This is a genomic window from Amycolatopsis sp. NPDC049691, assembly GCF_040675005.1.
Lineage (GTDB): Bacteria > Actinomycetota > Actinomycetes > Mycobacteriales > Pseudonocardiaceae > Amycolatopsis.
Genome location: NZ_JBFANX010000024.1, coordinates 141897 through 151416 on the forward strand (window position 1 = coordinate 141897; position 9520 = coordinate 151416).

A 9520-nucleotide genomic window follows, 5' to 3' on the forward strand; every position below is an offset into this window, starting at 1 on the left:
GTGTCGTAGGCCGAAATGTGATAGTCGGGTGCGGGCCGGGTTCGCGACCCCCGTACCCTCGACGCCCGTGAGCGCGCACACGAACCCCGCACAGATTACTGAAGACGATTTCGCAGGTTACGACCTCGTCGTCGTCGGGTCCGGTTTCTTCGGCCTGACCGTCGCCGAACGGGCCGCGGCCGAGCTGGGCAAGAAGGTCCTCGTCCTCGAGCGGCGCAGCCACATCGGCGGCAACGCGTACTCGGAGCCGGACCCGGAGACCGGGATCGAGGTGCACAAGTACGGCGCGCACCTGTTCCACACGTCGAACAAGCGCGTCTGGGAGTACGTGAACCGCTTCACCGAGTTCACCAACTACCAGCACCGCGTGTTCGCGCGGGTCAAGGACCAGGTCTACTCGTTCCCGATGAACCTGGCCCTGATCAACCAGTTCTTCGGCAAGTCCCACACCCCGGACGAGGCCCGCGAGCTGATCGCCAAGCAGGCGTCCGAGTTCGAGACGGCCAACGCGCAGAACCTCGAGGAGAAGGCGATCTCGCTGGTCGGCCGTCCCCTCTACGAGGCGTTCATCCGCGGTTACACCGCGAAGCAGTGGGAGAACGACCCCAAGAACCTGGGCGAGAACATCATCACGCGCCTGCCGGTCCGCTACAACTTCGACAACCGGTACTTCAACGACACCTACGAGGGCCTGCCCGTCAACGGGTACACCGCGTGGCTCGAGAAGATGGCCGAGCACGAGAACATCGAGATCCGGCTGAACGTCGACTACTTCGACGTCCGCGAGCACATCCCGGCGGGCACCCCGACCGTCTACACCGGGCCGCTGGACCGCTACTTCGGCTACTCGGCGGGCAAGTTCACCTGGCGCACCGTCGACTTCGAGTCCGAGGTCGCGCCGACCGGCGACTTCCAGGGCACCTCGGTCGTCAACTACAACGACCAGGAAGTCCCCTACACCCGGATCATCGAGTTCCGCCACTTCCACCCGGAGCGGGACTACCCCAAGGACAAGACGGTCATCTTCCGCGAGTACTCGCGCTTCGCGGGCGAGAACGACGAGCCGTACTACCCGATCAACACCCCGGACAACCGCGAGAAGCTCGAGGCGTACCGGGAGCTGGCCAAGACCGAGGCGCGCGAGAAGAACGTGCTGTTCGGCGGCCGGCTGGGCACGTACAAGTACCTCGACATGCACATGGCCATCGGTTCGGCGCTGTCGGCGTTCGACAACAAGATCGCCCCGCACCTGACCGACGGCGCGCCGCTCGACGGGTCCCTCGATGCTTGAGAAGGGGAGCCCGACGGGCGAGGTCGCGGTCCTGGCGAAGGCGCAGGGCTTTCTGAAGAGTGAAGCTTCGGTGAAAGCCGCGCGCGGCATGTCGCACTTCGGCGAGCACGCGCTCGGCTGGTTCGGCCTGGGCCTGCTCGGCGCTGTGGTCGACAAGAAGCGGCGCAAGGACTGGCTGGTCGCTTCGGCCGGTGTGGTCGGTGCGCACGCCGCGTCGATCGCGGTGAAACGCGTGGTCAGGCGGCCGCGACCGGACCACCCGAGCGTGGAGGTACTGGTCGGCACGCCGAGCAAGCTGAGCTTCCCGTCGTCGCACGCGACGTCCACGACGGCGGCGGCGGTGCTCTACTCCGGATTGACCGGGCGTAACCTGGTGCCCGCCCTGGTACCGCCGATGCTGGCCTCGAGGCTCGTGCTCGGCGTTCACTATCCGACAGACGTTCTGGCCGGTGCAGCTCTCGGGGGGCTCGTCGGTGGTCTGATACGACGGAAGCTGAAGAAGAACCCATGAGCGAAACGACCGAGCAGCGCAACAGCGACGAAGCGGCCGTGACCCCTGAGGCACCGGAGACACCGGTGACGGTTTCCCGCGGCCCGTTCGGCCTGGTCGGCGGCGTCATCAAGACGGCGCGGCCCCGGCAGTGGGTGAAGAACGTCCTGGTCTTCGCGGCCCCGTTCTTCGCGTTCTCGAAGTCGACCGACCGCACCGGTCTCCTGATCGACGCGGTCATCGCCTTCGTGGCCTTTTCGCTGACGGCGAGCTCGGTCTACCTGATCAACGACGCCATCGACGTCGAGGCCGACCGGGCCCACCCGACCAAGCGCAACCGGCCGATCGCGGCCGGCATCGTGCCGGTCCCCGTCGCGTACGGGGCCGCGGTCGTGTTCTTCCTGGCCGGCCTCGCCGTGTCGTTCGCGGCGAGCTGGCAGCTCGCCGTCGTGCTGGGTGTCTACGAGGCCGTCCAGCTCGGCTACTGCTTCGGCCTGAAGCACCAGCCGGTGGTCGACCTGGCCATCGTCGGCTCGGGCTTCCTGATGCGCTCGATCGCCGGCGGTGTCGCGGGCGGGATCGCGCTTTCGCAGTGGTTCCTGCTGGTCACGGCGTTCGGCTCGCTGTTCATGGTCGCCGGCAAGCGCTACGCGGAGATCATGCTCTTCGAGCGCACCGGCGCGAAGATCCGCTCGTCGCTGAAGAAGTACTCGGCCAGCTACCTGCGGTTCGTCTGGGCGACGTCGGCGGCGATCCTGATCATGTCGTACTGCCTGTGGGCGTTCGAGATCCGCCAGACCGAGCACAACTCGGTGTGGGCGCTCATCTCGATGGTCCCGTTCCTGGTGGCGGTCCTGCGCTACGCGGTCGACGTCGACGGCGGCATCGCGGGCGAGCCCGAGGAGATCGCGCTCAAGGACCGCATCCTGCAGGTGCTCGGCGCCACCTGGGTCATCACGCTGTTCCTGGCGTTCTACCTGTGAGCTCTCATGGCGGATCGACAGGTTCGTTTCAGGTGACGCACAGCTGAGCGGCGCACCCTGAGGTGGTGGGGGCGGGCACTGCGCCCGTCCCCGTGACCACAGGAGCGACGATGAACGACCAGCCGCGCGAAGTCCCGGAGGGGACCGAAGACCCGACCGTCGAGCAGCCAACGGCGAAGTCCGCGGCCGACCAGCCGACGACCCGGCAGCCGGCCGGCGAGACCACCGCCTTGCCGAACGCCGCCCAGGGCGAGCCCGCTGCACAGGCCCCGGCCGCGACCACAGCTCTGCCGAACGCCGCGCAGGCGGGCGACCAGACCGCCGCCCACGGCCAGCAGCCGCCGCCCGCGCCGCCCACTCCCCAGCTCTCCCAGCCCGGTCCCGGCCAGTCCTACGGCGCCTGGGGCCCACCGCAAGCGGCCGCCCCGCGGCAGCCCGGCGGCTTCCGGCGGTTCGTCGGCCACCGCGCCACCCAGCTCGTCGGCGTCGGCGTCCTCGGCCTGCTGATCGGCGGAGGCATCGTCGGCGGGATCGCCGCCGCCACCCACCACGGCCCGCGCGACGGCCGCCCCGGCATCCACCGCCAGTACGACGGCCCCGACGGTGGCCAAGGCCGCGGCTTCCCCGGCCGCGGCGGTGGGAACCCGGGCAATTCCGGCAACGGCAACGGCATCTGACCACTGTGGGCTGAGCCACCCGCACCCCGCTCAGATCACAGAAGCATCACGGGCGGGGTACGGTGTCCGGGATGCGAAGCGCCTCCGCAGAACTCCCCAAGGTCGCCACCGCGCTGTCGGCGGCCGTCCCCGTCGCCCGCTCGTGGGCCCTCCCGGCCGGCGCCGCGGCGGCCTCCGCGCTGATGTTCGCCCTGGTCAGCAGCCATCTCATCGATGACACCTACATCACGCTGTCCTACGCGAAGAACCTCGCCTTCCACGGCCACTGGGGCCTGATCGAGCAGGGGACGGCGAACACCGCGACGTCCCCGCTGAACGTCCTGGCCCTGGCCGCGGTCACGTTCGTCGTCCGCGACGCCGTGCTCGCCGCCGGGATCGTGTTCGTCGCCGCTCAGGTGGCGCTCGTCCTCGGCCTGCGCCGGCTGGGCGAGCGCGCCGGGCTGCCGGCGGCGTTCGCGCCCGTGACGTTCGCCTTGCTGCTGCTCAACCCGCTCCTGCTGTCGTCGGTCGGGCTGGAGGTCGCGCTCGGCGCCACCGGCGTCGTCTGGACGCTGGTCTACGCGGCCGAACGCAAGGCCGGCCGCCTCGGCGTCGTGATCGGGCTGCTCGCGCTCGTCCGGATCGACCTGCTGCTGATCGCGGCAGTGGTGTTCGCGGCCCGCCGCGAGTTCTGGGCCGGCGTCTGGCGAACGGCGTTCGCCACCCTCGCCGTCACGCTGCCGTGGTTCGGGTTCAGCTGGGTCGTGCTCGGCTCGGCCGTGCCGGACACGCTGGTCATCAAGATCAGCCAGCAGTCGTGGGGCCCGTTCAGCTTCACGAACGGCCCGCTCCTGTACTGGCGCAACTTCCCGGCCGAGGCGGCGCTGTCGTTCCTGCCGCTGCCGCTCGCGGGCCTGGCCGGGGTGGTCTGGATCGTCCAGTACCGCCGCGGCTCCGAGACGGCCCGCCGCCTGACGCCGTTCGCGGCGCTGGCCGTCGCGGGCGCCCTGCACTACCTGGCCTACAGCCGGCTCGGCGTCCCGCCGTACCACTGGTACTACGCGCCGAGCATCATCGGCGCGACGATCTTCCTGGCGGCGTGCGCGAGCGCGGTGCCGGAGCGCGTCCGCCGGGGAACGTGGACGGCGACGGGCGTGGTTCTCGCGGCGAGCGTCGTGGCGTACGCGCTGCCGGGCCTGCCCCGCCAGTTCGCGCCGATCACGAGCAACCACGCGTCGACGACGGAGTACCGCGAGATCGGCAGGCAGCTGGCCGCGATCGCCCACGGCCGCACGGTCGAGACGGCGGGCGAGGTGGGCGCGCTGGCGTACGCGTGCGACTGCGAGCTGGTGGACGAGTTCTCCGACCGCGGCGCGGTCGACCCGGCGATCAGCGAGACGAAGCGCCGCAGCGGCGACCTCGGCCGCGCGCTGCTGGAGGCTAACTTCCACAACTTCGACCACAGCGTGGCGCCGATCGACCCGGACCTGGTCCTCGCCACGACCCGGCGCACCCCGCCCCCGACGGCGCTGGCGAGCTGGCGGATCGACTCCCCGTGGATGGGCACCCAGAACCTGTACCTGGTGCCGGCTCACGCGGCGGGCAGCTGATCCCGCCCCCGGAACAGCCGGTTGAGCGTGCCCTCGCGGGCCAGCAGCACCTGCGTGACGACCTGGAGCAGCACGAAGCTCCCGATCGACAACGCCGTGTCGAGGCCCGGCACGACGTCGACCGGCAGCATGTACGCCATGACGATGCTGCCCGCGCTGTGCAGCAGCCCGCCGACGCCCCACACGACGGTCAGCACCCGCCAGACCCGCCGGAACGACGGCGTGTCCGCCCAGCGCGCCTCCAGCGCCGCCGCCCGGCCGGGCAGCAGGGCGAGCGTCGCCTGGTAGGTCGTCGGCCGGCGGCCGATCCGGAGGCTCGCGAGCATCCACGCGCCGATCAGCACGCTGAACCAGGCGCCGCGGACCAGCTGCAGCCGGGCGTCCCCGGTCAGCAGCGTCGTCGCCAGGCCCACCGCGACGATCAGCAGCACGAACACGCCCATGGCGTCGACCCGGCGGTGCCGCACCGCCAGGTAGAGCACCCGCAGCGCCGGTGGGAGGCCGCTGAGCGTCAGCGCCCAGACCGGCGCGACGTCGAAGGCGCGCAGCAGGTAGTAGCCGCCGACCGGGGCGGCGAGGTCGCAGAGCAGCGTGCCGAGCATGCCCCCGAGCATCGGCGACGCAGGGGGCAGCCGGCATCGTCGAGCCGGCTCGTCACGCATCCACCGTCCGGTTGATGCCCAGCCGCTGCCGCGTCAGCTTCACGCCGAGGAGCACGCTGCCCACGGTCAGCGCGGTGTCGAGGAACGGCACGACGTCCACCGGCAGGGTGAAGGCCAGCACGACGACCACGCACCCCAGCAGGAGGCAGCCGGCGCCCCACCACAGCGTGGCCGAGCGCCACCGCTCCCGGAACGCCCGGGAGACGCCCCACAGCCGGTCGAGGGACTCGGCGCGGGCGGGCTGGAAGGTACAGGCCGCCCGGAACAGCAGTGGCCGCCGCCCGACGACCAGGCTGGCCAGCATGACCGCGCCCAGCGGCAGCGTGATCGACGCGCTGCGGACGAGCAGCAGCCGGGCGTCGCCGGAGAGCACCGCCACCGTGGCGTTGACGAGCAGGACGGCCAGCACGAACGCGCTGATCGGGTCGATCCGCCGGTGCCGCACCAGGACGTACCCGGTCCGCAGCACCGGCGGCACGGCGCTGACCAGCAGCGCCCACAGCGCGCCGACCTCGAAGGAACGCAGGACGTAGTACAGGGCCATCGGGAGGGCGGCGTCGCGGAGCAGCATCGTCAGCCCGGCGCGGTCGCTCGTCGTGTTCACCATGGTGACAGTCTGTTTCGACGCACCTGGTGCGCACATCGGCGTGCGGGCCGGTCCCGGATGGAACCGCGCGTCAACCCCGGGGTGGAGGCCTCAGATGGGGAGCTTGCGGAAGATCGGCCGCGGGACGTGCCGCAGGGCCGACATCACCAGCCGGAACTGCGCCGGCGCCCACACCAGGTCCTTGCCCGCGCGGGCCGCCGTCACCGCGGTCTCGGCGACCTGCTCGGCCGTCTGCGCCAGGGGAGCGTCCTTCAGGCCCTCGGTCATCTTCGTCTTGACGTGACCCGGCCGGACGACCGTCACCTGCACGCCGAACGGCGCGAGCGCCTCGCCGAGGCCGAGGTAGAAGCCGTCGAAACCGGCCTTCGTCGAGCCGTACACGAAGTTCGACCGCCGGACGCGCTCGCCGGCCACCGAGGACAGCGCGATCACCGTGCCGTGACCCTGGGCCTTGAGCTTCTCCGACAGCGCGACGCCGACCGACACCGCGGCGGTGTAGTTCACGGTCGCCAGCTCGACGGCCTTCGCGTGGTCCTGCCAGACCTCTTCGGGGTCGCCGAGCAGGCCGAACGCGACGACCGCCACGTCGATGTCGCCGCCCTGGAACGCCTTGTCCAGCACGCCGGGGTGCGACGCCGTGTCCTTCGCGTCGAAGTCCACAGTGGACACCTCGGCGCCGCGGTCCTTCAGGCGCTGGGCGGCCGCGTCGAGCCGGGGCGACGGCCGGGCCGCGAGCACGACCCGCAGCGGCTTCTCGGCCAGGTACTTCTCGGCGATCGCCAGCGCGATGTCGGACGTGCCGCCGAGCAGGAGCAGGGACTGGGGGTTGCCCACCGCGTCGATCACAGTTCGAGCCTCCGGCTCATGTCAGAGGCGAAAACGCCTTCGGGGTCAACGGAAGCGCGGATCTTGCGCCACTCTTCGAGCCGCGGGTACATCTTCGCGAACGTCTCCGCGGAGGTCCGGGAATCCTTCGCCGTGTACAGCCGGCCACCCGCTTCGAGCACGGTGTCGTCGAGCTCGAGGCAGAAGCGGCTCAGGCCGTTCTTGATCGGGAAGTCGACGCTGAGCATCCAGCCCGGCGACGGCCACGACATCGGCGCCGGGTTGGCGTCGCCCATGCGCTTGAAGACGTTGAGGAACGAGTAGTGGCCCGACGTCGCGATCCGCCGGCAGATGGCCTTGAGCTGGTCCTCCGCGCCGAACGGCACCGAGAACTGGTACTGCAGGAAACCCTTGGAGCCGTAGGCGCGGTTCCACTCGCTCAGCATGTCCAGCGGGTGGTAGAACTGCGTCAGGTTCTGGATCTTGCCGCGCGCGCCCTTCTTGGGAACGGTCTTCTGCCACAGCTCGTTGATCAGCCCGAACGTGAGCTTGTTGCCCAGGCCGTTCGGGAAGACGTCCGGCAGGGTCGCCAGCTGCGGCGCGTCGAACTTCAGCGGCTCGGACCGCAGCTTCGGCGGCAGCTCGTCCAGCTTCGCGAGCGAGCCGCGCGAGAACGTCGCCCGGCCGAGCCGGTGGTCGGAGGAGATCAGGTCCGGCACCGACATCGAGTAGTCGTAGGTCAGGTCGGAGCCGTCGGTGAACAGGCCGAGCGTCTCGTCCAGGCTGGCCGTGCGGTCGGCGTCCACGATGAAGTACGCGGTCTCGGTCTTCTTCATCCGGACCTTGGCCCGGACGATGATGCCGGTCAGGCCGATGCCGGCCACGGTCGCCCAGAACAGCTCCGACTCGGGGCCCTCCGGCGTGAGCGTGCGCACCTGGCCGTCCGCGGTCAGCAGGTCCATCGACACGACGTGGTTGCCGAAGCTGCCCGCGCTGTGGTGGTTCTTGCCGTGGATGTCGTTGGCGATCGCGCCGCCGATCGTCACCTGGCGGGTGCCCGGCAGCACCGGGACCCACAGGCCGTACGGCAGCGCCTCGCGCATCAGCTTGTCGAGGCTGACGCCGGCGTCGAGGTCCACGAGACCCGAGTCCGGGTCGATCGAGTGGATCCGGTCGAGCGCGGTCATGTCGACGACCAGGCCGCCCGCGTTCTGCGCCGGGTCGCCGTAGGACCGGCCGAGGCCACGCGCGATGACGCCGCGCTCGCCCGCCGACGCGACCGCGCGGGCGATGGTCTCGACGTCCGGCGTGGTCAGGACGTCGGCGACGGTCGGCGCGGTGCGTCCCCAGCCGGTGAGCGTGCGACGCTGTGTCTCGGGGGATTGGGTCACCCGACCAGGGTAGCCACGCCGAACGACGCCCGGAACGTGACCCTGAAGTGCCCGCTTCTACACTTTGCGCATCAAGGCACAAGCGCCCGCGCGGGTGACCATGACTCAGGCAACGAGGTAATGCAGTGGTGGCGACCGATCCGCAAGCCGACGTGACGGCTGCTCAGTCCTCTCCCGGACTGCTGGGCCAGCTCATCCGCTTCGCCCTGATCGGGGGCTTCTGCGCCCTGGTCGACCTGGGCACCTACACCCTGCTGACCCAGGTGGCCGGGATGGCCACTTCACCGTGGGTCGACGTCGCTCGCGCTATCAGTTTCATCGTGGGCACGACCACGGCGTTCTTCCTGAACCGGAAGTTCACGTTCGCCGGCGGGCGCAAGGACGGCAAGGCGCAGATCGGTTCGTTCGTCCTGCTCTACACCGTGACGTTCTTCGTCGCGGTCGGGGTGAACCAGCTGATGCTGAACGTCCTGCCGGCGTCCGCCTGGCAGCACACCCTGTGCTGGGCCGTGTCGCAGGCCACCGCCACGGTGATCAATTTCGTGATGCTCAAGTGGGTCGTGTTCCGCGAGCCGTCGACCGAGGAGAACTGAGGAACTCAATGCCCGGTAAAACAGCCACCCCGGCGCCGACCACCGAAGCCGGCGCGGCCGCCGAGACGCGGTTCACCGAGCACACTCCGCAGGGTCGCCTGACGGCGCAGCGCGGTCTCTACGCCGGCCCGGCGCCGATCGTGAGCAAGGACCTCTACGCCGAGCTCGAGTGGGGTTCGGCCGTGCGCGAGCGTGCGGTCATCACCCTCGAGCCGGCGTCCAAGGTGTCCGGCAACACGTACTTCGGGCGGTTCCCGGCCAGTTACTGGCAGCGCTGGACGACGGTGACCGAGGTCTCGGTCGAGGCCGTGGTCACGGGCACCGGTCTGCTGTCGATGGGCGCTTCCGACGTCGAGGGTGAGCCGCGGGTGGTGGCCGCCGAGCAGGTCGCCGACGCCAAGCAGGCCAAGGT

The 9520-nt window shown here is 70.4% G+C and carries 10 protein-coding genes and 1 pseudogene; 7 read left to right on the forward strand and 4 right to left on the reverse strand.

Annotated elements, in window-relative coordinates; genetic code table 11:
• The first annotated feature begins 67 nt into the window (after nucleotides 1-67).
• From glf to AB0J40_RS39365, 5 genes are all read left to right on the forward strand, one after another.
• Nucleotides 68-1291, forward strand: a complete 1224-nt coding sequence (glf, locus tag AB0J40_RS39345; RefSeq protein ID WP_364464161.1) for a UDP-galactopyranose mutase — start codon at nucleotides 68-70, stop codon at nucleotides 1289-1291.
• Nucleotides 1284-1802, forward strand: coding sequence for a phosphatase PAP2 family protein (locus AB0J40_RS39350; RefSeq protein WP_364464164.1), 519 nt, complete (start codon nucleotides 1284-1286; stop codon nucleotides 1800-1802). The genes glf and AB0J40_RS39350 overlap by 8 nt, the downstream gene beginning before the upstream one ends.
• Complete coding sequence (locus AB0J40_RS39355; RefSeq protein ID WP_364464167.1) at nucleotides 1799-2764, forward strand: decaprenyl-phosphate phosphoribosyltransferase; 966 nt, start codon at nucleotides 1799-1801, stop codon at nucleotides 2762-2764. The genes AB0J40_RS39350 and AB0J40_RS39355 overlap by 4 nt, the downstream gene beginning before the upstream one ends.
• Nucleotides 2765-2874: 110 nt before the next feature.
• Nucleotides 2875-3441 (forward strand): hypothetical protein, encoded by a 567-nt coding sequence (locus AB0J40_RS39360; protein WP_364464169.1) that lies wholly within the window; start codon nucleotides 2875-2877, stop codon nucleotides 3439-3441.
• Nucleotides 3442-3512: 71 nt separating this feature from the next.
• The gene (locus AB0J40_RS39365; RefSeq protein WP_364464172.1) at nucleotides 3513-5030 is read left to right on the forward strand and encodes a hypothetical protein; all 1518 of its coding nucleotides are present in this window, start codon (nucleotides 3513-3515) and stop codon (nucleotides 5028-5030) included.
• On the opposite strand, the gene AB0J40_RS39370 is transcribed toward AB0J40_RS39365, so the two are convergent.
• The 4 genes from AB0J40_RS39370 to AB0J40_RS39385 all read right to left on the reverse strand — a co-directional run bounded on the left by AB0J40_RS39370 (nucleotide 5012) and on the right by AB0J40_RS39385 (nucleotide 8515).
• Nucleotides 5012-5632 carry a VC0807 family protein gene (locus tag AB0J40_RS39370; RefSeq protein WP_364464175.1) on the reverse strand — a complete coding sequence of 207 codons (621 nt, stop codon included), beginning with the start codon at nucleotides 5630-5632 and terminating at the stop codon, nucleotides 5012-5014. The two genes, AB0J40_RS39365 and AB0J40_RS39370, sit on opposite strands and share 19 nt — an antisense overlap.
• Nucleotides 5633-5684: 52 nt before the next feature.
• Nucleotides 5685-6299 carry a VC0807 family protein gene (locus AB0J40_RS39375; RefSeq protein ID WP_364464177.1) on the reverse strand — a complete coding sequence of 205 codons (615 nt, stop codon included), beginning with the start codon at nucleotides 6297-6299 and terminating at the stop codon, nucleotides 5685-5687.
• A 90-nt stretch (nucleotides 6300-6389) separates the two neighbouring features.
• The gene (locus tag AB0J40_RS39380; protein ID WP_364464180.1) at nucleotides 6390-7145 is read right to left on the reverse strand and encodes a decaprenylphospho-beta-D-erythro-pentofuranosid-2-ulose 2-reductase; all 756 of its coding nucleotides are present in this window, start codon (nucleotides 7143-7145) and stop codon (nucleotides 6390-6392) included.
• Nucleotides 7142-8515 carry an FAD-binding oxidoreductase gene (locus AB0J40_RS39385; RefSeq protein ID WP_364464182.1) on the reverse strand — a complete coding sequence of 458 codons (1374 nt, stop codon included), beginning with the start codon at nucleotides 8513-8515 and terminating at the stop codon, nucleotides 7142-7144. The genes AB0J40_RS39380 and AB0J40_RS39385 overlap by 4 nt, the downstream gene beginning before the upstream one ends.
• 125 nt (nucleotides 8516-8640) lie before the next feature.
• Between AB0J40_RS39385 and AB0J40_RS39390 the strand changes: the two genes are divergently transcribed.
• Nucleotides 8641-9108: a GtrA family protein gene (locus AB0J40_RS39390; protein WP_364464185.1), complete on the forward strand. Its 468-nt coding sequence runs from the start codon at nucleotides 8641-8643 to the stop codon at nucleotides 9106-9108.
• Nucleotides 9109-9116: 8 nt separating this feature from the next.
• Nucleotides 9117-9520: pseudogene (locus tag AB0J40_RS39395) on the forward strand (glycosyltransferase family 2 protein); the annotation flags it as partial.

Coding starts and splice junctions, on each gene's coding strand:
- AB0J40_RS39350 (WP_364464164.1), top strand. CDS start 1,284: ATGCTTGAGAAGGGGAGCCCGACGGGCGAGGTCGCGGTCCTGGCGAAG.
- AB0J40_RS39355 (WP_364464167.1), top strand. CDS start 1,799: ATGAGCGAAACGACCGAGCAGCGCAACAGCGACGAAGCGGCCGTGACC.
- AB0J40_RS39360 (WP_364464169.1), top strand. CDS start 2,875: ATGAACGACCAGCCGCGCGAAGTCCCGGAGGGGACCGAAGACCCGACC.
- AB0J40_RS39365 (WP_364464172.1), top strand. CDS start 3,513: ATGCGAAGCGCCTCCGCAGAACTCCCCAAGGTCGCCACCGCGCTGTCG.
- AB0J40_RS39370 (WP_364464175.1), bottom strand. CDS start 5,632: ATGCTCGGCACGCTGCTCTGCGACCTCGCCGCCCCGGTCGGCGGCTAC.
- AB0J40_RS39375 (WP_364464177.1), bottom strand. CDS start 6,299: ATGGTGAACACGACGAGCGACCGCGCCGGGCTGACGATGCTGCTCCGC.